The sequence below is a fragment of the Aeromonas salmonicida subsp. salmonicida genome (assembly GCF_001643305.1).
GTDB classification, from domain to species: domain Bacteria; phylum Pseudomonadota; class Gammaproteobacteria; order Enterobacterales; family Aeromonadaceae; genus Aeromonas; species Aeromonas salmonicida.
The window spans coordinates 1-23,714 of the sequence record NZ_LSGW01000083.1; the positions used below are offsets into that span (position 1 = coordinate 1).

The following is a 23,714-nucleotide window of genomic DNA, read 5'->3' on the forward strand; positions in this document are numbered from 1 at the left end:
TTCGCATAATGGGGATTATGTTACTGGCGCTCCGGTGTTGGGACGATGCCAGCGAGCTGGCCCACGTCCCTGCCTAGTCGCGTCCCCTGCCCCTTCGGGATTATGGCAGGGGAAGACCCTCAACATAATGCCCATCGACATTATGCGCGGTCATCGCCAGTTGGCTCATACTGCCAATAGACGCTTCTTTCTGGCTTTGCTACTGCGGAAAAATCAGCCACAACCGACACCCCATTGATCGAGTCCCAAGACCCGTTAGTAACCATTCGCGGTTACTGTAGAACCGCACAAGGTTACTGTCAATCATGAAGTTACGTAGCTGACCTGGTTACTATGTCCGATAATCGAACAAACCCTCTCTAAGTGACTGAAATATGAAATGGTTTGACAGCTACATTGATGAGCTTAAAGAAAAGCTAAATCTGCCCAGCGACTATGCAGCCGCAAAATTCCTGGGAGTGCCGAGACAATCCATGACGAAAGTAAGAAACGGACAAGTGCTAGGGAAGGACAAATGCTTGAGGTTGGCGGTGGCGCTGAAGCGAGATCCTTTAGAGATCATCGCAACAGCGGAAGCGCAGACAGAGAAGAATCAAGAACTTAAAGCCGTATGGCTTAAATTGGCGAAGGAAAAGGGCAACTCCTGACCTCGCATAACACGAGTTATATTAAACATTCTCAGGCGTCTGGATGATGCCAGCAAGCTGTCCCACCTCCCTCCTACCTCGAAGCCCCCTGCCCTGTTCGATTGTGGCAGGGGGCCTAGTGTTCAACATAACCACTAATCACATTATGCGCGGTTTTGTTTATGAGATGAAACACGCTACCGAGTTGGCACTTATCTGGTTCGTGACGGTCGCTCTTGTTCCTATCAGCGCGCGTGTTCGGTTGGCCACTGTATCACTCACATTGATTTGTTATCTCTCATTCTTCATCGACACACCAACACACGTTCATTCATGCAACCTATCAAGCGGTTTATGGTTGGCGCTTTCGTGCCGTTCACTGTTGCCGGTGTGCAGATATTTGGAGGTGGTGTCTATGCTGTCATGACCCGCGTCAGCTTGAACATGGGATAAGGGTCTGCCATTGAGATTGATGTCATGGGTAATGCCGGTGTGGCGAATGGAGTGCGGTGTCAGATTGCACATCTCGGCGGCGTCCTGGGTAAAGCCGTCCTGTTCGGCCAGATTGGCGGCAGTCTGGATCACCGTCATCACCAGTTCACGTAGTTGACGGATACCGAGATTGGCATTGAGCTCTCCCTGTTCACGGCCATGCGCGGCGGCTTTATGGCGTACAAAGAGTGGTGTTTGTTCATTGGGGGCCGGCAATGGTGCTAGCCCCAAGAAAGTGCGATAGCGCTTGAGCGCTTCCAGCAAGGCCTGAGACACCGCCACAGTACGTCGTTTTCCGTCCTTGCTGCGTGGAATGTAATAGCCCCAGACGCCGGTTTTACCGTCGCGGCGAAACTGACCCATGATGGGCGTGAACCCGGGTCTGGCTGCCACTTCCGAGATGCGCAGATAACAGGCGTACATCAGGCTTATCAGGAAGCGGCTGCGCTCGTGCTGATCCGGTGATTCGGTTGCCAGTCGGTCGGCGGCCTGCATCACGTAGAACCATTGCAACTCACTGAAGGCCTGGCCCTGATCATCCGGTTCCTGCTGGACCGGTCGCTTGACTCGTTGCAGCAGCAGAGCCGGATTCCTGTCCATGTACTCTTCCTGGATCAGAAACTGGAAGAAGGCCGACAGAATGGCGAGCTTGGTCTTCATTGCCTGCTCACTTAGACGATACGGCAGTTCACGTCCCAGCTCCCGTTTGCCGAGGAATGGCCGCCACAACGGATTGGGCAGCCGTTCTCCCCACTCTTTGTCGAGGATGAACTGCGCCACATTGCGGTAAGCAATCAGCTGGTCTGGTGGCGCCTGGCAATAGTCGAGATAGCGCATCATGATGCGCCGGGTCAGGTCTTTCGGGCTGATGGCCAGCTCGCTGAAACACCAGTGCAGAAATGTCGTCAGCTCGCTACGGTACGTTTTGTAGTTGTTCTCGTTATGGCGTTGCTCCAGCAGCCAGTCGACCGCCAGTTCGTAGACGAGGCCTGCATCGGGCACGTCGTTCAGGCTGAGGTTGGCCAGATACTGATTGACCTGGGGATTGCCCGCCTCAAGGTGAGCAAGGCCGTCAAACAGCGGCATGGCGGGTGGAAGTAACATAGAGGTCATGGTGGTGCTTGCTTGGTCTACAGGATGGGAGCCGTGTGCTCTGTTCAAAAGCTGATGCCGATAAATGGGGTTATCGGCATCATGATGTGACAAAAAATCCAGCTGTGTGCGATGCCGCATCGGCTGTTGTAACCCGTTTGGGCGACTTTCTATGTTTATTCAATGGATATGCACCTTTGTTCGAAATTTCTCGGGGTAAATATCCGTAAAAGTGACTGTAAATTCTTAAATTATGAATGGTCTGGGGTGTTTGAGCTTGCTGTTTCACTGTTTCAACCTGGCGCCTCACTCCCCTTGCCTTCACGCCACGCTCTTGAGGGATTTTCCCTTGGGTTTGTCAGCGTCAGCCTTCTCTTCCATTGGTTGGGGATCCTCTTTGGTACTCCCCTGCGCCTTGCCACCGCGCAGTACGTTTTGCAGTACGTCACGCTGTTCGGCCAGGTAGAAGGCCAGGGTCTCTTGCTGTTCGGGTTCAAGATTGACAGGTGCCCCCGCCAGCAAGGTCATCAACTCGTCGGCGGTATCCAGCAGCTTGTCATAGGCATCCGCCTCTTTCTTGCTGGCTCATCTTTTCCACTCCCCCACGCACGACAACATATTTGATTTCAACAGCCATAATGGCGTCCTCCTCATGATAGTGAACACAAGTATATGTACGGATATACAGTATTGCAAATATCCAGATAAAGCGGGTGATGATGAGAGACTGTGGCCGATTACGCGGCCATTATCACATTGATGAAAGGGTCATTTGACATCCGCTTTAAGCAAGCTGGATGATGGGCTCATGACGATCACAAGACAACTGCTCATACTGCTGCTGGTTGAGGTGATGCTCCTCGGGGGCATCGCGCATCTGGTCATTGGCTTCTCTCCCCTGCTCTCTCTGCTGTTTGTGGTATTAACGCTATTGGGGCTGCGCTGCCTGGTGGTATTGCTGACCTGGGGGTTCTCCCGCTTCTATCCGGCACCGGCCATCGGCTTGCGGGCCTGGTTACGCATGGTGGTTTGGGAGATGCTCGCCTATCTGTTTACCTTCACCTGGCTGCTACCATTTGAGCGGCTGCTGATGACGCCGGACAGGCTTACCCCCTCCCCCCTGCCCCTGCTGCTGGTTCACGGTTACGGTTGCAGTCGCGGGATCTGGCGGGTACAAAGAGCCCGTCTGGAAGCGGCCGGTCACGTGGTCGCCACCATTACCCTGACTCCTCCTTTCGGTCATCTCGATGACATGGTACCCCTGCTGGCTAGGCGTATCGATGAAGTGCTGGCTGCCACGGGTGCCGCTCAGCTGGTGTTGATTGGCCATAGCATGGGGGGCCTGGTGTGCCGTGACTATCTTGCCCTGGCCGGCGGTGGCAAGGTGGCGCAGCTTATTACCCTGGCGACGCCCCATCAGGGCAGCCAGCTGGCGACCATTGCACTGGGTGACAACGCGCGGGAGATGGAGCCAGGCTCCGGTTGGCTGCAACGCTTTGCCGCCGTGCCGCTGTGTGTGCCCGGGATTTCGGTGCGCACCAGTCATGACAACTTTGTGTTGCCCCAGTCCCGTCAGCTGATGGCGGGCATGGAGGACATAGAGCTCGCAGCCCTTGGCCACCTCTCCCTTATCTACTCGCGCCGTACCACGGCCCTGCTGCTGACCCTGCTTGCCCGCGCCCAGCCAGAAACGAAAAGGGCCTGATTGCTCGGCCCTTGGTGTTTGTGCTCTCTCTTGATCGATGAAAGCAGGTTAGAAGTGAATGCCCTTGATAAGGGTAGAGACCGCCATCTGATCCGCAGATGCCTTGGACTCACCGCCCTCTTTGGGATCCGAGAAGGTGCGAAAGCTGGTGTTCATGATCACCTGGGCCACTCGTGGCGCCAGGGCATGGATCACCTGACCGAATACCCCGAGGCGGGTAGCCAGCCGTACATGCTTGTTGATGATGGTGTCGCACACCAGGTCGGCGGCCTCTTCCGGTGTCATCATGGGCACCTGCTCATACACCTTGGTCGGCGCCACCATGGGGGTTTTCACCAGCGGCATGTTGATGATGGAGAAGTTGACTCCCTTGTCCGCAAACTCGGACGCCGCGGTGCGCACCCAGGCATCGAGCGCCGACTTGGAGGCCACGTAGGCGGAGAAGCGCGGCGCATTGGTCAGCACCCCGATGGAGGAGATGTTGATGATGTGACCCTTCTTCTTCTCGATCATGGTGGGCAGCACCCCCATGATCACCTTGAGGGTGCCAAAGTAGTTGAGCTGCATGGTGCGCTCCAGATCGTGGAAACGATCGAAGGAGTCCTCGATGGCGCGGCGGATGGAGCGGCCGGCATTGTTGATGAGGATGTCCACTCCACCATGCTCGGCCACTATCTGCCGGGTGATCGCCTCCCCTTGGGCAAGATCAGCCAGATCCCCCTGATAGACTTGCAGGGTCAAGCCTTGCTCGGCAAACTCGGCCTGGGTCTGTGCAATCTTGTGCTCATCCCGGGCAATGGTCAGCACTGTTGCGCCCGCCTCGGCCAACTTTCTTGCGGTGGCCTTGCCGATCCCCGAGGTAGCGCCGGTGATCAGCACTACTTTACCCTCGACCCGGCCGCGCAGAGTGCGGTCGATGAACAGCTCGGGGTCGAGGTGACGCTCCCAGTAGTCCCACAGTCGCCAGGCATAGCTGTGCAGCGGGGGCACTTCGATACCGGTCCCTTTCAACACCCGCTGTGCTTCGCGGTTGTCGAAGCGGGTGGGATAGTTGATGAGCCGGAAAATATCCTTGGGCAGACCGAGATCGGCGATGGCTGCATCGCGAATGCGGCGCACCGGCGTCAGTGCCATCAGCATGGCCATCAGGTGGCGGGGAATAAAGCTGAACAGGGCCGCATTGATGCGAATAGCTGGCTCGGGCGCGTGGGCTGCACGGGAGAAGGTGCTCAGCATGTCGCCAACCCGCATCGGATGGGAGTCGGTCAGGTGAAATGCCTTGTTGTCCTCTCCGTCCAGATGGGCGATGTGATCGATGGCATCCACCACGAAGTTGACCGGCACCAGGTTGATACGTCCCCCCTCGACGCCGATGGCGGGCATCCAGGGCGGCAGCAGGCGCCGCAGCTTCTGGATAGTCTTGAAGAAGTAATAGGGGCCATCCACCTTGTCCATCTCGCCTGTGTTGGCATCCCCCACCACTATACCGGGTCGGTAGATGCGCCAGGGGATGGTGCTCTCCTTGCGCACTATGCCCTCGGCCTCGTGCTTGGTCTGGAAATAGGGCATGTCGAGGTGTTCTGCCTCATCGAACATGTCTTCACGAAACAGGCCGTCGAACAGACCGGCCACTGCGATGGAGCTGCAATGATGGAAGCAGCGAGCGCCGAGTCGTTCGGCCAGTTGCAGTGCCTGACGGGTGCCCTCAGTGTTGACCTGCTGCTGAATGCCCGCCTTGGCGTTGAGGTCATAGATGGCAGCGAGATGGAGGAAGTGATCGATATTGCCGACGAGTGGTTCCTGCTCGGTGGCGCTCACTCCGAGTTGGGGATGGGTCATGTCTCCGACGATCGGGATTGCCCTTTGCTCGTCGACTCCCCAGTAAGCCAGCAATTCGGGTACCCGCTCAAGATGGGCTGCGCGCATCAAGAAATGCACCCGGCTATTCGGGCGCTGCAGCAGTTTTTTTATCAGTCGGCGGCCGATAAAACCGCTGCCCCCCGTGATGAAATAGTCCATGGTATTTATTCCCTTACTGATTGGGCTGTTAGTTGTCGTTAGATATATCACGCTTCAATTGGAAATATGCATTCGAACATCATCTTCGTGACCGAGACCAAAATTACCACGACTGCCTGTTCCGTTATTAGGTAGAACCCTCTATTTTTTCCCCATAGACTGAGAATGAAAGCTCAGTAATGCCACAACGAATGTTCCAAGGTTGTTGTCATTACCTCATCCCACTCTCCAGTAAGGAAACAATCATGGCCAAGAAATTGAAATCGCTGGCAAGCTCGGTGACCGACAACCAGCTCACCTCGACCATCAAAGAATCCACCCAGCAGATCTGGCTGGCGGGCTTGGGTGCCTATGCCAAGGCACAAGAGGAAGGGGGCAAGATCTTCGAAGCCCTGGTGCAGGAAGGCGAAGCATTGCAGACCCGCCCCCGTCAGAGTGCCGACGAAAAGATCGCGGCCATCACTGACAAGACCACTGGTACCTGGGGCCGTCTGGAACAAGTGTTCGAGGATCGCGTGGCCCGCGCCGTTGCCAGCCTCGGTATCCCGACCCGCAAGGATATCGACAAGCTCTCCAAGCGGATGGCCGAGCTGACCGAAGTAGTACAGCAACTGGCCGATGCACAGGATGACACGGTTGCACCGGCTGCCGAAGCCAAACCTGCCGCCGCCACTGTCGCCAAGAAACCGGCGGCCAGGAAGCCACCGGTGAAAAAGGCTGCAGCCCCCATCGCCAAGGTGAAAGAAGAGGTCAAGGCGTTGGCATCCGAGGTAGAAAGAGTCGCCAAGGATGTCAAGGAGAAGGGCGAAGCCACCCTCTCCTGATCTGACTGGCCAGACCTGCTTGGCCTGGCATAGTGATTGACCGGCCCATGCCCTCTTGCTGGGCCGGTTTTGCTTGAGAAGGGAGGCTGTGTCATGAGCACGATTGCGATTGCCCTCGCTGGAGGGGGTCCTCTGGGGGGGATTTACGAGATCGGAGCCTGCGCCGCCCTGGCCGACAGTATCAAGGGGCTGCGTTTCGAACAGGCCGATATTTATGTGGGGGTCAGTTCCGGTGCCGTCGTTGCCTCGGCGCTGGCCAATGGCATTTCCCCCGACAAGCTGGTGCGGATCCTGCTCAGCGATGACAGCAGCGAGTTTTTCGACCCCTCTACCCTGCTGCGCCCCGCTTTCGGTGAATACCTTGACCGACTGACCTCACTGCCGCCATTGGCGTGGGAGTGCCTGGCCGATTACCTCTCCGCCCCCTGGAACAAAAGCTTGCTCGGCTCCTTGCAAGGCATGTCCAAAGCGATCCCGACTGGTTTGTTTGACAGCCGCGGGGTGGATCGCTTCCTGACCCAATTTTTCTCTCGCCGTGGCCGCAGCAATGACTTTCGCAAACTCAAGAGCCGCCTGTTCGTCATCGCCACCGAGCTCGACACAGGCCGCGCCGTGGCATTTGGCAGCCTGGGGCTCGATGACGTGCCCATTTCGGCGGCGGTACAAGCCTCTGCTGCCCTGCCCGGCCTGTTTCCACCGTCATTGATCAATGGCCGTCACTATGTGGACGGTGCGCTGATCAAGACGCTGCATGCCTCGGTGGCGCTGCAGGAGGGAGCCGACCTGGTGTTTTGCATCAATCCACTGGTGCCGTTCGATGCGGGGATCGCCAGCGAGCGCCCTGCCAATCTGGTGGACAGTGGTTTGCCTGTGGTGCTGGCCCAGACTTTTCGCGCCATCATACATTCGCGCATGCACGTGGGGATGGATCGCTACAAGCATCAGTACCCGGATGCCGACGCCTTGCTGTTCGAGCCCTCCCAGGCTGATGGCGAAATGTTTTTTGCCAATGTGTTCAGCTATCGGGATCGCCGCCACCTGTGCGAGCACGCCTTCCAGCATACCCGTCGTGATCTGTGGCAGCGCCGGGCCGAACTTGGCCCCATCCTCGCCAAACATGGGCTTGAGCTCAATCTGGGGGCGCTGGCCGATCAGCAGCGCTCCCTGCTCACTCCGGGAACTGGCTCGGTCGCGGCACTGGATGCCTCCCTGACCCAATTGCAACATTGGTTGACCCATCGTTATGGCGGCAAGGGCCGCCGGCAACCGAAGGAGTAGCATGGACAGCAAACCAAAGCGGCGAACGCGGGAGCGGATCCTGGCCACCGCCCTCACCCAGTTCAACCTGCTGGGTGAGCCGACCGTCACCACCTCCGCCATCGCGGCCGAGCTGGAGATGAGTCCGGGCAATCTCTATTACCACTTTCACAATAAGGAAGAGATAGTCAACGCCCTGTTCGGTGAATTCGAACAGGAGATGGCTCATCTGCTCGACACCGTCACCCCTCCGCTGGATGAAACAGAAGATATCTGGTTCTTCTTGCACCTGATGTTCGAACTCATCTGGAAATATCGCTTCTTCTACTACGACATCAGCACCCTGATGAGCGGCAATCACAAGGTGGAGCTGCGCTTCTCTGCTCTGCTTCGGCGCAAGGAACAGACCGCTGCCGCCATTTGTCACAGCCTGTCCGGCAGTGGCTTGCTGCAGGGCAGCGACGCCCAGATTGCTGCCCTGGCGGCCAATATCGCGCTGGTGGGCACCTTCTGGATCTCCTATCAGCGCGCACTGCACCCGCGGGCCGATGCCGACATCGCCCTCGGGGTGTTTCAGGTAATGCAGCTGGTGGCCCCCCGTCTTCGGCCCAATGCCCGTGCCCATCTGGATGCCATCGCCATGCATTACTGCCCGTCCCTTGCGACGAGGGCACCCAATTCCGATTTTTAACAGGGAGCACAACATGACCATTTCACAGCAAAAATTGTCCGAGTTCACCCCGTTCCCCTGGCCGGACGCGGCCTATGACTACGCGGGGGCGGGCCTCAAGCAACATTGGGCTCGCCTGCATCAGGGGGATGCAGAACCCTGGCCTCAAGACGCTCAGGTGCAAGCGGCCTGGCGTGCCTACCATGCCGGTGACTTCGGTCAGGCGGTGGCATTGGGGAATGCGGCGGGGGACGCGGGCCTCAACGTGGTGAACAAGGCGCTGGTGATCCACGCCAGCTACCTGCTGGATGACAAATACGCCAAGCGGGCGGCATTCGAGCTGGCCGCCAGCAACGCCGAACAGTTGCAAAAGCGTCAGCCCGACAATGCCAACGGCTGGTATTTCCACGCCCTGGCGCTGGGTCGCTATAGCCAGGTGATCTCGGTCTCCAAGGCTCTGTCACAAGGGATAGGTGACAAGATAAAAACCAGTCTGGAAAAAGCACTGACACTGGTCCCCGAGCATGCCGAGGCCCACATCGCCTTCGGTGCCTGGCATGCGGAGATCATCGACAAGCTGGGCGCCATGATCGGCGGGATCACCTATGGTGCCAAAAAAGACGAAGCTGAGCGTCACTTCAAGGCTGCGTTGGCCATAGTGCCCCACTCCGCCATCGCCCGCATGGAATACGCCAATGCCATGGTGATGATGCATGGCAAGAGCAAGATGGCGGCGGCTGAAGCACTCTATGCCGAGGCTGCCGAGTGTGAGCCCATGGATGCCATGGAGCGGCTCGATGTGGAAGCAGCCCGTGAGGAGCTGGAGGACGAATAACGCCGCCTTGTGGCCATGAAAGAGGCCAACCCTTGGGTTGGCCTCTTTGTTTTCCTGTAAGACAGCTTGCTCGGTACGCTTAGTCTCCTTGCAGCAGTTGCTCGAGTACCGCAGGGTCATAGACCAGATCCGGTTCCATCAGCACCAGCAACAGCAGTTGTTCAAACTCCACGGCAAAGCGGTCGACGATAAGGTCGGGATCCGGCACCCGCTTCTTGTCGGTGATGAGGCCAAGTTGCACCTTGTTGTCATAGGAGAGGATGGAGACACCGACACCTATGTCACCCGCCTGGGGCACCCAGAACAGGGGCTGGCGCAGACGGGCACCGGCCAGATAAAGGGTCTGCTGGGGACCGGGCACATTGGTGATGACGGCGCTGGCCTTGGCCGAGAGAATATCGATGGTCTGCTGTTGCAAGGCCTTGGGGGCCATACCCATTACCTCCAGCAGGTTCAGCACCACGGCGGGTTGCAGGGAGGACTTGAGCGCCTGCATCCGCTCTCGCACCGCATGCAGCCGTTGCAGCGGGTGTTCGATATCCAGAGGCAAGTCCAGGGCCACCAGCCCGAACCGGTTGCCAAGGGCACCGTTGTCGTCGGGGGCACGCATGTTGACCGGCACCAGGGCCCGTATTGCGACGCCATCGGCGTCATCCCCTTTCTCAATCAGATAGTGGCGAAGCGCTCCTGCAGTGGCGGCAATCAGCAGATCGTTGACCGAACAGCCGAGCACCCGTCCTACCGCCTTCACATCCGGTAGCGGTATCTGTTCAGACCAGGCCACCCGCTTGGTGCTGCCGGTCTCCCCTTTCAGTCGGGTCTTTGCATCGTCTGATAGGGTGGCGATGGTGTAGAGCTCGGCGGTCACATCCCGGCTTATCTTGAGGTAGTCCATCGCCTTGGTGGGATGGGTCAGTACTTCGACATACTTGAACCAGAGGGTGCCGGTCAGCTTGAGACCGGCTCGCAGCAGGCGACTGCCCTGATGAGCGTCGTGGTCGTCATCATGGTCGCTGGCCAGGGGCTCGGGCTGTGGGCGCGGCGCGGACACCGGGCTCTCATCCATCATGGTGAGCAGAGCGCGCACCAGGGAGAATCCATCTCCCATGGCATGATGAAAGCGAACCACCAGCGCCTGACCACCGAGGGAGGTATCCACCAGGTGCATTTCCCACAGGGGGCGCTGATGGTTGAGCGGGGTGGAGGCAAAGTCGGCCACCAGCCGCTCCAGCTCGGCCTTGCCAGCCTTGCCCGGCAGGATCACCCGCTTGAGGTGCAAATCGAGATCGAAATCGGGATCGTCACGCCAGTAGTACTCACCCCCCTCCTGGCTGGCCTTTTGGTGAAATCTGGGCTGTACCCGTATGGTGTACTCGAGACTGGTACGCAACTGGGCCTCGTCGAGCTGACCGTCAAACATCAGCACACCGACGATTTGCATCAAATTGTTGGGTCTGTCCATCCGCAGCCAGGCGGTATCGACACAGGAGATAAGTTCACACGGTGACATGGTTTTTCCCTACCGTTTCGCTTATTTGTCCGCCATCTTCCCATGAAGACTGCAATATCGATGGCGAACAAACAGGAGTCGTATATGTTGGTGCCAATACGCTTCGATTAATTATTTCTGCTTGGGCAGAATGAAACGTGGCGACGTGAACATGGCATCGTAAAAAAATAATTTATCCGCTCGTCTTGCCTCCGGTTTATTTGTTATTCGGAGGTCGTCGCATCGTTCAGTTAATATACAGATGTGCTGTCTGGCATCTATTTTCGGCGACAGACAGAGCGAGTGTTGATGTTCCTGTGCGGCTTATCCCTGACTGGGACAAGGCAGGCGGTTATCGACATATTCGAGGATCTCCTGCTCCAGCACACTGCGCACCGGCAGCAGCATCAGGCCGAGACGTACCTCCAGTTGCAGGTTTGTGTCGGTCAGGCAGAGAAAGCCATTGACCCCGGCACCGCGAAACAGCAACCGGGTCTCTTCCTCATCTTCCCATTCACAGTCGAGTTGGTACTCCTCGCTCATGTCTTGTGCAATGGCTTCGGCGGCGAGGCGCACACCGGCCAGCCCCAGGGGGTGCTGGCGATTGACCTGGATGGTCGACAGGCTGCTGCCGACAAGGGGATCGTATAGGAACATGCTAACTCTCTGAGCGATGACAACATTTATTGATATTAAACATATGAATCAAACAAGTGAAAGCCATTTGCAACATAATTGGGACTCACTTAACAAAGCCGCTTGAGCAAGGGCACCACGCATTTATCCCCTGCCCGCCCGCGAGTTACACTCAAGGAGAAGGATGTATCGGCGCGGTAGTGCACGCTACTATCCGCCTCACTATCCACTTATCATGTTCCCTGTTTTTATCGGTTCGCCAAGCCATTCGTTGCAGGTCACCAGAGAGCTGAATATGACCCAAGAGACACGCCTATCCGATGATCCGCAGTCCGAAGACGAGAGCACACTGGGGCGGCTCTATCGTCAGCTCAATCGGGTCGCCTCCCTGCGCGAGCAGATGCGTAACCATCCGGAAGATCAGCAAGACAGAGACAGATTGCGTCAATGGCAGGCAGATCGCTTGGGCCGTACCCACAGGGATCTGCTGGAGAGCGAGCGCTACGGCCCGGCCGCCGAATTTTTCCTGACGGATCTCTATGGCCCCGGGGATTGTGCCCGGCGCGATGCGGACGTGATGCGGGTCATGCCGACCGCCGAGCGATTGCTGCCGGAATCGGGCCTCAAGGTGCTGGCCCAGGCGATTGAGCTTGACGCCCTCTCCGAGGAGCTCGACTACCTGATGGTGGTGGCGCTGCGTCGCAGTGGCGCCATAGGCCGGTTGACGGCAGCGGCGTATGCCCTCGCCTATCGGGAGGTGGGTGAACCCGAGCGACGCGCCCATCAGATAACCCTGGTCACAGAGCTGGGAATGACGCTTGACAGGTTGGCCCGCAAGCCTTTCCTTGGCACAACCCTCAAACTTGTCTCTGGGCCGGCGCATCTGGCGGGGCTTGGCGAGCTTTTCTCTTTTGTCGAGCGGGGCTATCGGGTCTGCCATCAGATGGGGCGGGCCAACGAGTTTTTGGAAACCATCGCCAGCCGGGAAACAGCCATCATGACGGCGCTGTTTGACGGGGATGCCAGCGTGCTGGCCTGACTGGCGGCGTGTGACGCTCCAATAAGAAGCGGGCCCCTGCGGCCCGCGTCTATTTCTGGTGGGGAAACCTGCGGATCAAATCACCAGCAGATCCATAAAGGCGTGGACTGGTGTGCTGGCCAGCTGCTTGCCATCCTGGCAGAGGGCGAGAATATCGTGCACCCGTTTGGCCGGGAAGCGTGTCGCCAGATTGTGCTGGAATTTTTCCACCAGCAGGGGGATCCCCTCCTCACGCCGGCGACGATGGCCAACCGGATATTCCACCTCGACCTTGGCGCTGTGGCTGCCATCCTTGAAGAAGACTTGGATGGCATTGGCGATGGAGCGTTTGTCTGCCTCCAGATATTCGCGGCTGTAGCGCTTGTCTTCCTGTACCACCATCTTGGCGCGCAGGGCATCGATACGGGGATCGGCGGCCACGTCATCTTCATAGTCCTCGGCTATCAGGCGCCCGAAGATGAGCGGCACGGCCACCATGTATTGCAGGCAGTGATCCCGATCCGCCGGGTTGTTGAGTGCCCCCACCTTGCTGATGATGCGAATGGCCGATTCATGGGTGGTGAGCTCGATGCGGTCGATCTCGTCGAGCCGCCCCTTCACCTCCTCATGCAACTTCATGGCGCACTCGACGGCTGTCTGGGCATGGAACTCGGCCGGATAGGCGATCTTGAACAACACGTTCTCCATCACATAGCTGCCATAGCCCTGATGCAGGGCGAACTGATTGCCCTTGAACAGCACATCGTAGAAGCCCCACTTGGGTGCGCTCAGTACGCCGGGATAGCCCATCTCGCCGCTCATGGTGATGAGCGCCAGACGCACGGCGCGTGATGTCGCATCCCCGGCCGCCCAGCTCTTGCGTGACCCCGCGTTGGGGGCGTGGCGATAGGTGCGCAGGCTCTGGCCATCGACCCAGGCCTGGGAGATGGCATCGATCACCTGATCGCGATTGCCCCCCAGCATATGGGTCACCACGGCGGTACTGGCGACCTTCACCAGCACAACGTGATCGAGCCCGACCCGGTTGAAGGAGTTCTCCAGCGCCAGCACGCCCTGGATCTCGTGAGCCTTGACCATGGCGGTCAGTACATCGGCCATGGTGAGCGGCGCCTTGCCCTCGGCGACGCGAGTGCGGGACAGCCAGTCAGCGGTAGCCAGAATACCCCCCAGGTTGTCGGAAGGATGGCCCCACTCGGCGGCCAGCCAGGTGTCGTTGTAATCGAGCCAGCGAATGATGGCGCCTATGTCCCAGGCCGCCTTGACCGGATCGAGACAGAGCTGGGTGCCGGGTACCCGGGCACCGTGAGGTACCAGAGTGCCGGGGACTATGGGCCCCAGATGCTTGGTGCACTCGGGAAAGCGCAAGGCCAGCAGGCCGCAGCCCAGGGTATCCATCAGGCAGTAGCGGGCCGTATCGAGCGCCGCCTGGCTGGTAATGGGGTGGTTGCAGACATAATCGGCAATATCGACCAGCACCTGATCGGGAGAAGGTCTGTGGTTGACGTCGACGTTGGCGGACATCGTGATTTCCTTATCGTTGTTGCAAAGAGACGAAATGACGGGGGCCGGGCCGACGTAATCGGCGCTCGGGCGAATGATCCTGTTGTGTTCCCGCTGCTCCATCACGTGGGCACACCAGCCGGTGACCCGTGAGCAGACAAAGATAGGCGTGAACAGCTTGGTCGGGATCCCCATGTAGTGGTAAGCGCTGGCGTGGAAGAAATCGGCATTGGGGAACAAGGCTTTCTCCTCCCACATCACCTTCTCCGCCTCGCAGGAAACGCGATAAAGACGTAAGTCTCCCACCGCCTCGGCCAACCGGGCCGACCACTCCTTGATGATAACGTTGCGGGGATCCGAGGTGCGATAGACGGCGTGGCCAAAGCCCATGATCTTCTCCTTGGCGATGAGTTTCGCCTGCAGCTCGCGCCGGGCTTGGGCCTCATCCTGCCAGGGCTCGATCATTGCCATGGCGGCCTCGTTGGCACCACCGTGCAGCGGCCCGCGCAGGGTACCGATGGCGGCGGTAATGCAGGAGAACATATCAGAAAGCGTGGAGGCACAGACCCGGGCTGCGAAGGTGGAGGCGTTGAACTCATGCTCCGCATAGAGAATGAGGGAGACATGCATGACGCGGCGCGCCAGCTCGCTCGGGGCTTTCTGGTGCAGCAGGGCCAGGAAGTGACCACCGATGCACTCTTCGTCGGTGTCGAGCGCAATGCGCAGCCCTTCGTGGCTGAACTTGTACCAGTAGATCAGTATGCCAGGGAAGGCCGCCAGCAGGCGATCGGCCACTTCATGCTCGTGCTCGAAGCCATCTTCCGGCTCCAGATCGCCGAGCATGGAACAACCGGTACGCAACACATCCATGGGATGGGCAGTGGCAGGGATGCGCTCAAGCACCTCCAGCAGGGCGGTGGGCAAAGTGCGCAGGCGGCGCAGCTCGCGCTTGTAGTCCACCAGTTGTTGTTCACTGGGCAAGGCTCCCTTGAGCAGCAGATAGGCGACCTCTTCAAACTGGGCGCCCTCTGCCAGCTCCTTGATGTCATAGCCGCGATAGGTGAGCCCGGTACCGCTCTTGCCCACGGTGCAAATGCTGGTTTCCCCCGCGCTCTGACCCCGCAGGCCAGCGCCGCCCAATGGCTTCTGTTGTCCCATAACCTTGCCTCCTAATCCCTGGATGTGAACAGACGATCCAGTGTCTGCTCGTAATGGTGATAGCCGAGGAAGTCATACAGGGCTTCCCGGGTCTGCATTGTGTCCACGACGGCTCTTTGGTGGCCATCCTGGCGAATGTGCTGATAGACGTTGAGCGCGGCCTGATTGGCGGCCCGGCTGGCACTCAGGGGATAGAGCACCATGTCGACCCCATGCTTGGCGAGCGCCTCTTTATCAAACAACTCGGTCTGGCCGAACTCTGTCATGTTGGCGAGAATGGGCACCCCGGCCGCCTGCTTGAAGCGATCATATTGATCAAGCTCGGTCACCGCCTCGGCGAAGATCATGTCGGCCCCGGCGGCCACATAAGCGGCGGCGCGCTCCAGCGCAGAGCCAATCCCCTCCACTGCCAGTGCATCGGTGCGCGCCATGATGACGAAGTCATGATCCTCACGGGCATCTACCGCCGCCTTGATGCGATCGCACATCTCATTGAGGGATACCACCGCCTTGTTGGGTCTGTGGCCGCAGCGTTTCTGGGCGACCTGATCTTCCATGTGTACAGCCCCCACCCCTGCCCGCTCGAACGCGCGAATGGTGCGGGCGATATTGAAGGCGCCGCCCCAGCCGGTGTCGATGTCGACCAGCAAGGGTACCCTGGTGGCTGCCGTGATCCGCTCTGCATCGATCAGCACATCATTGAGGGAGGTCATGCCGAGATCCGGCAGGCCATGGGAGGCATTAGCCACACCGGCACCGGAGAGATAGATAGCCGCAAAGCCGCTACGTTCGGCCATCAGGGCCATGTAGGCATTGATGGTGCCGACGATCTGCAGTGGCCGTTCGTTGGCAAGGGCGGTGCGAAAACGCAGGCCTGCCGAAGGGGTAAGGCTGGACATCATGACTCCTTTCATTTGTCTGGTCTGACTATCTAATATCACGTTTACGTTAACGTCAATCATACTTTCGTGGCAGAACGGCGCCAGGCAAGACAGGGTGCGGGTTTTAGGGTAAATTTCACCAATTCCTTCAACAGGTTGAATCGTATGTCGGATCCCAATCCCGTGATCGTCTGCCCGGCTTGCGACTTGCTGATCGAACGCAAGTTATTGCCAATGCGACGCCACGCTCACTGTCCTCGTTGCCATCAGCATCTGTATGGACGCTACGCCTTTCGCCCTTCCCAGTTGATGGCCCTGACCATCACAGGTTTTCTGCTGCTGCCCTCCGCCTTCTTCGAACCGCTTATCTACCTGCGTCTGGCCGGGGTGAACTCGGATGCCAATTTGCTCAAGGGCATCCTGGTGCTGATGGTCGAACACGAATTCTGGGTGGCGGGACTGGTGCTCTGGTGCGCCGTGCTGGCACCTGTGGGCCTGCTGCTCGGGATCTTTTTGCTGTCCTGTGGTCTGGCCAAGCGTTGGCACATACTGGCCCCGACCCTGAAAGCGGTGGAGGTGTTTCGTCACTGGGCCATGCTGGAGGTCTACATCGTCAGCCTGCTGGTCGCGCTGTTCAAACTGATCGATATTGCCGATGTGCGCCTGGGGGGCGGCTTGTTGAGTCTGGGTATTCTGATGCTGCTCAACATGACACTGCTGACCCTGTTTGATCCTGCGCCTTACTGGGAGCGGGTGCCACTGGAGGAGCCGGAACATGACCCAGACCAGCGCCCGTGAGCTGGGGCTCTGCCGCTGTCACAGCTGCGGTTTGCTGGTGCGCCATCAGGCCGGCGCAGTCTGCCCCCGCTGCCACAGCAAGTTGCAGTTGCGCATCCCCCATTCGCTGGCCTGGTCATGGGGCTTGCTGGCACTGGCCACCTTCATGTTGCTGCCCGCCAATCTGCTGCCCATCACCCACTTCTATAACAAGGGATTATTGCAGTCCGATACCATCTTCAGCGGTATCATGATGCTCTATCGCAGCAAGATGTCGGGGATCGCCACCATAGTGCTGACCGCCAGCATCATAGTGCCGGTGGGCAAAATTTTGGGGCTGGGCTGGATCTGCTGGCAGTTGCAGCGCACCAAGCCGGTACGGCGCAAGCGTCAGCTCATCATGTATCGCATCATCGATTTTATCGGCCGCTGGTCCATGCTGGATTTGTTTGTCATCTCGCTGATGGTGGCGTTGGTTGATCGCGGCGTGCTGCTCAATGTGCGGGCGGGCCCCGGCGCCACGGCGTTTGCCTGCGTAGTGGTGCTGACCATGATGTCGGCCAGGATGCTGGATACCCGGCTGCTGTGGGACAAAGCGGCCCGCTGATACCCCTTGGATAATCTCCCTTTCTGTTTTTGGACAAGGTGACTTGTTGATGATTTGTTTGTATCTGAAGTGCTGTTCACATCAGCCAATTAAGGAGTCGGTATGATCGGGGCTGAACCCGTCATTGAGAAGCGTCGCTGGTTATCGCCAGTCTGGTTGTTGCCCTTCATTGCCCTCTTGCTGGCGGTCGGGTTTATCTACCAGCAGTTTGCGAGCAGTGGACAACTTATTCGCATCAATTTTGCCCAGGGCAACGGCATTCTGCCGGGCAAGACCCAGCTGCGCTATCAGGGGGTAGCCATAGGGGTGGTGCAGGATCTGGAGCTGGCTGAAGATGGCCACAAGATAGCGGTACTGGCCAAGATAGACAGCCGAGCCCGTTCGCTTATCCGCAAAGGCTCCGACTTCTGGTTGGTGAGCCCCAAGGCATCGCTGACCGAAATTTCCGGCCTCGATACTCTGGTCTCCGGCAACTACATCAACCTGCAGCCCGGCCGGAACAACAATCCGCTGGAAGAGGAGTTTGATGCACTGGACGGCCCTCCCCCGGGTTATCAGGCTCAAGGGCGCATGTTGCACCTGACTGCTGACTCGCTGGGGTCGGTCGGGATTGGCGCCAGGCTTTATTTCCGTGGTATCGAGGTGGGCAGCGTCATCAATACCCGCTTGGGCCAGGACAACCAGAACGTGATCCTGGATCTGGTGATCGAGCCGCGCTTCGAACACCTCGTCAAGGCTGACACCCGTTTCTGGAACATCAGCGGCATCAAGGGGTCCTTCAGTCTGGCCGGCGTCAGTGTGGAGGCGGGCAGCCTCACTTCCATCCTCAGCGGCGGCATAGCATTTGACTCTCCCAAGGCCTCGCCAGAGCCGCAAAAGGGGCAGACCTTCACCCTCTACAAGGGGCTGGCCGAGGCCGCTCGTGGTGAGCGTATCGACATAGCCGCGGGGGATCTGCCCATCAAGGAGGGAATGCCCATCCTCTATGAGGGGATCGAGATTGGCCGTATTGATCCCATTCGCCTGACTAACAAGGGCCGGATCGTGACGGCTTTGATCAACCCGGAACAAGCATTTCGGATCACCGGCGAAAGCCGACTGGTCTGGGAGACAGTTTCCCTCGGCGCCAGTGGTCTCAAGCACGCTGTCGCCTGCTGGCAGGGCCTGCCATTCGCCTCGACTATGTGGCGGGGGAAAGGGTCAAAGCCATCACCTTGAGCGGCCAGGATCAGGTCAGCGGCACCCGACTCACACTGTTGGCCGATGATCTGGCGGGCCTCAATGAAGGGGCTCCGCTCTGGTACAAGGGGTTGCAGATTGGTCAGATAAACCAGCTGAGCCTGGATGCAAACGGCAATGCCAGCGTCGCTCTGGTGGTCAATACGGAATATCAGCACTTGCTGAAACGGGCCCGTTTCTATCGGGCGTCACCACTGCAGATCGATGCCGATCTTAGCGGTATCAAGGTGGAAACCAGCCCGGCAAGCGCCTGGATTGGCGGCGGTATCAAGCTAGTGCAGGCCGTCACCGGTGAGCGCATCAACCGCCTCTACCCGAGCCAGGAGCTGGCATTGCTCGGAACCCGTGATGCCAAGCCTCAGCGCTGGTTGCTCAAGGCAGAACAGGCAGATGGTATCGGCATCGGCTCACCCGTGCTCTATCTGGGGCTTGAGGCAGGCAAGGTCAAGCAACTGCGCGCGGCCAAAGAAGGGGTGGAGATCGAACTGGAGATTGACGGCGTTTATGCCCCCCTGCTCTCCCGGCAGCCGCAGTTCTGGAAAAAACCGGCCCTGGATACCCGGGTGCGCGTCGATGGCGTACACGTCAAGGTGGGCAATCTTGCTACCCTGCTGCGCGGTGTCATCGAGTTTGACAGGCTTGGAACCGGCCGTAGCAGCCATCAACTGTTTGATAGCAAAGAGCAGGCACGGGCGAAAGTGCGCGCCCTCTCCCTGGTGGCCGACAACAATCCGGGTCTGGGGGTCGGCAGCCCGCTCCGCTATCGCGGTGTCGACATCGGCAAGATTGAGCAAATCGAGCTGGAGCCATCGCTGGGTCAGGTGATCTTCAAGGCCGAGCTGGATGGTCAGTATGCGGAGCGCTTTATGCAATCCGGTGCCTGCTTTACCCTGGTACAAGCCAAGCTGGGATTGGGCGGCATAGCTCACCTCGATACCCTGATCAAGGGAGCCTTCGTGGAGGCTCAGCCAGGCCAGGGGGCGGGCAAGGACCGTTTTCCCTTGAGTCAGACGGGCCCGGTTGGGCTAGCCTTGACCCTCAAGAGCCCGTCGGTCAGCGGCTTGAGTGTTGGCAGCCCCTTGCTGTTTCGCAAACTGGTGGTGGGCAGCGTCACAGGCGTGGCGTTGGCCCGCGATGGCAGCGAAGTGTTGATCGATGTGAGCGTGGATCAGGAATATGCCCACCTGGTGCGGGCCAACACCCGCTTTTGGAACGTCTCCGGCGTCAAGGCCGACATAGGTTTGACCGGGGGCACCATCGAAGTGGAAACCGTGCAGAGCCTGCTGGCGGGCGGCATTGCCTTCAACACCCCAGAGCGGGAGATGGGGCCGACCGTCAAGGCGGGCCATCGTTACCCCTTGCATGGCAAGGCAGAGAAAGAGTGGCTGGAGTGGAGCCCTCGCATTCTGCCCTGATCGTCTCTTTCCTATCACACCAGCCCGGCCATGACGCCGGGCTTTTTTATGTTGCCGGTCGGCACTGTTAAGAAAATTCCTAGCCTTGTGATAGGATATCGCCCCTTATTTTGGGTCAACGAGACGGCGCCGTGCACGACAATACCTATCTTCCCGATCACTTCTTGCACCATATTGCGGCCATCATGCCGGCTCATCTCTCCATGGATGAATTCGTAGCCAGTTGTCGGCGGCCGCTGCGGCGCAGCATCCGGGTCAACACGCTGAAGATATCTGTCTCCGACTTTGTGATGCAGATGCAGCCACTTGGCTGGCAATTCGATGCCGTTCCCTGGTGCGAGACCGGTTTCTGGTTGACCCGGGCCGATGAGTCCGTGCCCCTTGGCAATACGGCAGAGCACCTGAGCGGCCTCTTCTATATTCAGGAAGCGAGCTCCATGTTGCCGGTGACGGCGCTATTTGCCAGCGATCAGGTCAAGCGAGATGGCATGCTGCTGGATGCGGCAGCCGCCCCTGGTTCCAAGACCACCCAGATAGCAGCGCTGATGAACAATCAGGGCATGCTGGTTGCCAATGAATATTCCAGCAGCCGGCTCAAGGTGCTGAGTGCCAACATCCAGCGCTGCGGCGTCACCAATGTGGGCATGACTCACTTCGATGCCAAGGTGTTTGGCCAGTGGTTGCCGGAGACCTTCGATGCCATCTTGCTCGATGCCCCCTGCTCCGGCGAAGGGACAGTGCGCAAAGATGAAGATGCCTTGCGCAACTGGAGTATCGAGAGCATCGACGAGATTGCTGCTGTGCAGCAAGGGTTGTTGGAGAGCGCGTTTCACGCCCTCAAACCCGGCGGTGTGCTGGTCTACTCCACTTGCACCTTGAGCCAGCAAGAGAATCAGGCAGTCTGTCAGTCTCTGCTGGAGAAGTTCGGCGATGCCCTGACCCTTGACTCGTTGGCCGACCTGTTCCCCAATGCGGAGCAGGCCTGTACTCCCGAAGGATATCTGCACGTTTGGCCCCAGATCTTCGACAGTGAAGGCTTTTTCGTCGCCAGATTGCGCAAGCATCACTCAGTGCCCAACACCATGTTCAAGCCGGGCAAACTCGGCAAGTTCCCCTTCTCGCCACTGCCGGCCAAAGAGGCTGAGCCCATGCTGCGCGAGATTGAAGCCAATTTTGGTGTGGTACCCCCAGGTCAGCTGTTTGGTCGCAATGACGAGATCTGGCTCTTCCCTCACCTGTTTGGGCAGGTGCAGGGCAAGCTGCGTTTCGATCGCATCGGCATCAAGCTGGCGGAGACCTTCAAGAAGGGCTATCGCCTAACCCATGAGTGGGCGCTGGCCTATGGCGATAAGGCGACACAAGGGGTTGTCGAACTCGACAGTGCCAATGCGCGAGAATTCATGATGGGGCGGGACGTCTGGCCCGAGCAGGAGGCTGGCACTGGCGAGATGATCGTTCGTTATCAGGGGCACACCCTGGGCATGGGGAAGTGGGTAGGGAGCCGGGTCAAGAATGCCCTGCCCCGTGAGCTGGTGCGCGACAACAATCTGTTCGGTGCATAAACTCCGCGCCTGATCGAGTCTGGAAAACCCACACTTCGGTTGAACTTTTATTCGGATCTTGAAAAGCCTTGAGCCTTGTCTAAGCTTAAGGCTATCCGAACACCAGTTAGCGCACGGCTCTGCAAGGAGCCAATTCCCCTATGCCAGGTACAAGGAATTCGTGCCTGGCTTTTTTTATGTCCGGACGTTCTGTTTTCTGCCTTTCACTCAAGCACATCCGCCATCTCTTTCTCAACCTGGGGCTGGGATGACAACTCATGCTGATAGAGCAGATCGATCGCCTGCTCGATGAGCGAAGCCTGACTGTCTTCAAGGTGCATCCCCAATTCCTGTAACCGCTCTGCGTGGCGATTGCTTATCCAGCACTGCAACCGGCTATGGGTTTCCTGCTTGCGTTTCACATGCTGGCGCTGTCGTTCGGCATTGTTGTGTGGGGCTGCCGCTTGGGGCTCATTCACATTTATTTCCTGGCTCATATGACCTTGCAATGTTCTGTTTTAATGTTTGTTATCTCTAACCTGTGGTGCATTGTTGCCTGAACAAGAAGGCTTTCCCCTCCCATCAGGCACTTTGGCAAAGCGCGATAAATATATCATCAGATCAACAAGATATAATTTAACATAAAAAATGCAGTGACGCGGAGTGTCACAACAAGCCATCTAGAGCGTGATCGGAGAACTTGTGGGCATCGTCGAAATACTCCTGCAGGGTACGCATGTCCTTGTGGCGAGTCACCTCAATGATCTTGTTCATGGGCTTGCCGGCGGTGACGGCCGAGGTGATGAATCCCCGTCGCAGGCTGTGGCCACTGACATAAAGATCGTCGATGGCCGGTGCGCCGCTTGATCATCAGGTTTATCCCCTGAGGGCCGAGAGGTTCCGACATAAGCTGACCCCAGCGGTTCATGCGACGAAACAGCGCGCCCTCACCGATCCGGCTTTTTTTAAGCCAGGTGTGCAGCGCCGATACGGGGCAATACTGCTTGCCAGGAATGAGCGCTATCTCGGTTTCATGGAGCTGATGTTTGCTCGGCTTGAGGCGAAGCCGGATCCCCTGCCCCACAAAATCGAGGTCGCTTACCTCGATTCTGGCCGCCTCCGAGCGGCGCAAGGCACCACTGAACATCAACAGCAGCAGGGTGTGATCCCGTAAACCGGCCAGGTTGGAGGTGTCGATTTCATCGAGTACCCTGCCCAGCGGTTGCAGGGTCAGAGCCCCGGTCTTGCGCTTGCGGTTATCACCAAGACGCACTATGCCACGCATCATCTCCTTGATTTCAGCATGCTCGGTCGGCATGGGATGAATGCCTTTCTGCTTGAAGGCGTAGCGGATCCCGGCCAGTCGCCTGACCAGGGTCGCAGGTTTACGTGGTTCACCGTTGCGCAGCTCCCCTTTCCCTTCCTCTTTATCCAGCCACACCCAGTCCGCCAATATGCCATCGGCCTGATCCGCCAGAAAATTCATGATGTCGTGATGAGTGGTTTGCAGCGGGTCAAGCCCGTGGAGCTGGCACCAGAATACGAAAATACGGGTATCAGCCTGATAGGCATTGAGGGTGGAAACCGCTTTGGCACTGCGCAAGAAGCGTCTCGCCCGACTATTGAGCTGAGGATCGAACACAGTCTGCAATGACTGATAAACAGGGGGTGAGACGGTTGGGTAAGCCACGTAAGTCTATGATTCAATGTGGGGTTTGGGAGGATCTTACAGGATCCTTCATATACATCAAGTATCGATAATGAATATTATCGATACTTATAGAACCGCTTATTAAACCCCCTGAACCTCGATGTTCATCTGCAGCAACATCATCTGTAATGAACCAGTTTATCAACGATGTCATCGCGCTGACATTCAATGAGCTGTGAGAGATAATAAGTGGCATGGGCA

The 23,714-nt window shown here is 58.2% G+C and carries 17 protein-coding genes and 4 pseudogenes; 11 read left to right on the plus strand and 10 right to left on the minus strand.

The features are described from left to right. Positions 1-374 precede the first annotated feature (374 nt). The gene (locus AXW79_RS15195) at positions 375-647 is read left to right on the plus strand and encodes a hypothetical protein (protein WP_005311542.1); all 273 of its coding nucleotides are present in this window, start codon (positions 375-377) and stop codon (positions 645-647) included. 306 nt (positions 648-953) lie between these two features. On the opposite strand, the gene AXW79_RS15200 is transcribed toward AXW79_RS15195, so the two are convergent. Together AXW79_RS15200 and AXW79_RS15205 are read right to left on the minus strand one after the other, a co-directional pair. Next, the gene (locus AXW79_RS15200) at positions 954-2,231 is read right to left on the minus strand and encodes a tyrosine-type recombinase/integrase (protein ID WP_005311541.1); all 1,278 of its coding nucleotides are present in this window, start codon (positions 2,229-2,231) and stop codon (positions 954-956) included. A 300-nt stretch (positions 2,232-2,531) separates the two neighbouring features. Then, positions 2,532-2,847: pseudogene (locus tag AXW79_RS15205) on the minus strand (YebG family protein). A gap of 171 nt (positions 2,848-3,018) precedes the next feature. Here AXW79_RS15205 and AXW79_RS15210 point away from each other — a divergent pair. Beyond that, positions 3,019-3,915, plus strand: a complete 897-nt coding sequence (locus AXW79_RS15210; protein WP_005311539.1) for an esterase/lipase family protein — start codon at positions 3,019-3,021, stop codon at positions 3,913-3,915. A 48-nt stretch (positions 3,916-3,963) separates the two neighbouring features. Here AXW79_RS15210 and AXW79_RS15215 read toward each other — a convergent pair whose 3' ends face one another. After that, a complete protein-coding gene (locus AXW79_RS15215; RefSeq protein WP_005311538.1) occupies positions 3,964-5,934 on the minus strand; it encodes an SDR family oxidoreductase in 1,971 nt (656 codons plus the stop codon). Between the two features lie 245 nt (positions 5,935-6,179). Between AXW79_RS15215 and AXW79_RS15220 the strand changes: the two genes are divergently transcribed. The 4 genes from AXW79_RS15220 (at position 6,180) to AXW79_RS15235 (ending at position 9,520) form a co-directional block, all read left to right on the plus strand. After that, the gene (locus tag AXW79_RS15220) at positions 6,180-6,758 is read left to right on the plus strand and encodes a phasin family protein (RefSeq protein ID WP_005311535.1); all 579 of its coding nucleotides are present in this window, start codon (positions 6,180-6,182) and stop codon (positions 6,756-6,758) included. Between the two features lie 93 nt (positions 6,759-6,851). After that, positions 6,852-8,036 (plus strand): patatin-like phospholipase family protein, encoded by a 1,185-nt coding sequence (locus AXW79_RS15225; RefSeq protein ID WP_005311533.1) that lies wholly within the window; start codon positions 6,852-6,854, stop codon positions 8,034-8,036. Between the two features lies 1 nt (position 8,037). After that, positions 8,038-8,706 carry a TetR/AcrR family transcriptional regulator gene (locus AXW79_RS15230; RefSeq protein ID WP_005311531.1) on the plus strand — a complete coding sequence of 223 codons (669 nt, stop codon included), beginning with the start codon at positions 8,038-8,040 and terminating at the stop codon, positions 8,704-8,706. A 13-nt stretch (positions 8,707-8,719) separates the two neighbouring features. After that, a complete protein-coding gene (locus tag AXW79_RS15235; protein WP_005311528.1) occupies positions 8,720-9,520 on the plus strand; it encodes a tetratricopeptide repeat protein in 801 nt (266 codons plus the stop codon). A 79-nt stretch (positions 9,521-9,599) separates the two neighbouring features. On the opposite strand, the gene AXW79_RS15240 is transcribed toward AXW79_RS15235, so the two are convergent. Beyond that, positions 9,600-11,030 carry a WS/DGAT/MGAT family O-acyltransferase gene (locus tag AXW79_RS15240; protein WP_005311526.1) on the minus strand — a complete coding sequence of 477 codons (1,431 nt, stop codon included), beginning with the start codon at positions 11,028-11,030 and terminating at the stop codon, positions 9,600-9,602. 303 nt (positions 11,031-11,333) lie between these two features. Next, positions 11,334-11,666 carry a polyhydroxyalkanoic acid system family protein gene (locus AXW79_RS15245; RefSeq protein ID WP_005311524.1) on the minus strand — a complete coding sequence of 111 codons (333 nt, stop codon included), beginning with the start codon at positions 11,664-11,666 and terminating at the stop codon, positions 11,334-11,336. A 274-nt stretch (positions 11,667-11,940) separates the two neighbouring features. Here AXW79_RS15245 and AXW79_RS15250 point away from each other — a divergent pair, with 274 nt between their 5' ends. Continuing rightward, entirely contained in the window at positions 11,941-12,684 is a 744-nt protein-coding gene (locus AXW79_RS15250) for an FFLEELY motif protein (RefSeq protein ID WP_005311522.1), read from the plus strand. Between the two features lie 75 nt (positions 12,685-12,759). Here AXW79_RS15250 and AXW79_RS22990 read toward each other — a convergent pair whose 3' ends face one another. From AXW79_RS22990 to prpB, 3 genes and pseudogenes are all read right to left on the minus strand, one after another. Then, positions 12,760-14,205 (minus strand): bifunctional 2-methylcitrate dehydratase/aconitate hydratase, encoded by a 1,446-nt coding sequence (locus AXW79_RS22990; RefSeq protein WP_005311521.1) that lies wholly within the window; start codon positions 14,203-14,205, stop codon positions 12,760-12,762. A 10-nt stretch (positions 14,206-14,215) separates the two neighbouring features. After that, a pseudogene (prpC, locus tag AXW79_RS22995) lies at positions 14,216-15,342 on the minus strand (bifunctional 2-methylcitrate synthase/citrate synthase). A gap of 11 nt (positions 15,343-15,353) precedes the next feature. Then, positions 15,354-16,241 (minus strand): methylisocitrate lyase, encoded by an 888-nt coding sequence (prpB, locus tag AXW79_RS15260; protein WP_005311520.1) that lies wholly within the window; start codon positions 16,239-16,241, stop codon positions 15,354-15,356. A 147-nt stretch (positions 16,242-16,388) separates the two neighbouring features. On the opposite strand from prpB, the gene AXW79_RS15265 reads away from it, so the two are divergent. From AXW79_RS15265 to rsmF, 4 genes and pseudogenes are all read left to right on the plus strand, one after another. After that, positions 16,389-17,021, plus strand: coding sequence for a paraquat-inducible protein A (locus AXW79_RS15265; protein WP_005311519.1), 633 nt, complete (start codon positions 16,389-16,391; stop codon positions 17,019-17,021). Beyond that, the gene (locus AXW79_RS15270; protein WP_005311518.1) at positions 16,999-17,607 is read left to right on the plus strand and encodes a paraquat-inducible protein A; all 609 of its coding nucleotides are present in this window, start codon (positions 16,999-17,001) and stop codon (positions 17,605-17,607) included. Before AXW79_RS15265 ends, AXW79_RS15270 begins: the two co-directional genes overlap by 23 nt. Before the next feature lie 102 nt (positions 17,608-17,709). Beyond that, positions 17,710-20,261, plus strand: a pseudogene (locus AXW79_RS15275) (MlaD family protein). 131 nt (positions 20,262-20,392) lie between these two features. Beyond that, entirely contained in the window at positions 20,393-21,823 is a 1,431-nt protein-coding gene (rsmF, locus tag AXW79_RS15280; RefSeq protein ID WP_005311517.1) for a 16S rRNA (cytosine(1407)-C(5))-methyltransferase RsmF, read from the plus strand. Positions 21,824-22,026: 203 nt separating this feature from the next. Here the strand turns inward: rsmF and AXW79_RS15285 are convergent, their stop codons facing one another. Together AXW79_RS15285 and AXW79_RS15290 are read right to left on the minus strand one after the other, a co-directional pair. Continuing rightward, positions 22,027-22,299 carry a RepB family protein gene (locus tag AXW79_RS15285; RefSeq protein ID WP_005311516.1) on the minus strand — a complete coding sequence of 91 codons (273 nt, stop codon included), beginning with the start codon at positions 22,297-22,299 and terminating at the stop codon, positions 22,027-22,029. Between the two features lie 169 nt (positions 22,300-22,468). Continuing rightward, positions 22,469-23,405 (minus strand): annotated as a pseudogene (locus AXW79_RS15290) (site-specific integrase). Positions 23,406-23,714: the final 309 nt, after the last annotated feature.

Excerpts from the sequence above, each read along its gene's own strand:
- AXW79_RS15230 (WP_005311531.1), top strand. The coding sequence starts at position 8,038 with ATGGACAGCAAACCAAAGCGGCGAACGCGGGAGCGGATCCTGGCCACC.
- AXW79_RS15265 (WP_005311519.1), top strand. The coding sequence starts at position 16,389 with ATGTCGGATCCCAATCCCGTGATCGTCTGCCCGGCTTGCGACTTGCTG.
- prpB (WP_005311520.1), bottom strand. The coding sequence starts at position 16,241 with ATGTCCAGCCTTACCCCTTCGGCAGGCCTGCGTTTTCGCACCGCCCTT.
- AXW79_RS15250 (WP_005311522.1), top strand. The coding sequence starts at position 11,941 with ATGACCCAAGAGACACGCCTATCCGATGATCCGCAGTCCGAAGACGAG.
- AXW79_RS15235 (WP_005311528.1), top strand. The coding sequence starts at position 8,720 with ATGACCATTTCACAGCAAAAATTGTCCGAGTTCACCCCGTTCCCCTGG.
- AXW79_RS15240 (WP_005311526.1), bottom strand. The coding sequence starts at position 11,030 with ATGTCACCGTGTGAACTTATCTCCTGTGTCGATACCGCCTGGCTGCGG.
- AXW79_RS15215 (WP_005311538.1), bottom strand. The coding sequence starts at position 5,934 with ATGGACTATTTCATCACGGGGGGCAGCGGTTTTATCGGCCGCCGACTG.
- AXW79_RS15210 (WP_005311539.1), top strand. The coding sequence starts at position 3,019 with ATGACGATCACAAGACAACTGCTCATACTGCTGCTGGTTGAGGTGATG.
- AXW79_RS15195 (WP_005311542.1), top strand. The coding sequence starts at position 375 with ATGAAATGGTTTGACAGCTACATTGATGAGCTTAAAGAAAAGCTAAAT.
- AXW79_RS15245 (WP_005311524.1), bottom strand. The coding sequence starts at position 11,666 with ATGTTCCTATACGATCCCCTTGTCGGCAGCAGCCTGTCGACCATCCAG.
- AXW79_RS15225 (WP_005311533.1), top strand. The coding sequence starts at position 6,852 with ATGAGCACGATTGCGATTGCCCTCGCTGGAGGGGGTCCTCTGGGGGGG.
- AXW79_RS15270 (WP_005311518.1), top strand. The coding sequence starts at position 16,999 with ATGACCCAGACCAGCGCCCGTGAGCTGGGGCTCTGCCGCTGTCACAGC.
- AXW79_RS15220 (WP_005311535.1), top strand. The coding sequence starts at position 6,180 with ATGGCCAAGAAATTGAAATCGCTGGCAAGCTCGGTGACCGACAACCAG.
- AXW79_RS15285 (WP_005311516.1), bottom strand. The coding sequence starts at position 22,299 with ATGAGCCAGGAAATAAATGTGAATGAGCCCCAAGCGGCAGCCCCACAC.
- AXW79_RS22990 (WP_005311521.1), bottom strand. The coding sequence starts at position 14,205 with ATGTCCGCCAACGTCGACGTCAACCACAGACCTTCTCCCGATCAGGTG.
- AXW79_RS15200 (WP_005311541.1), bottom strand. The coding sequence starts at position 2,231 with ATGACCTCTATGTTACTTCCACCCGCCATGCCGCTGTTTGACGGCCTT.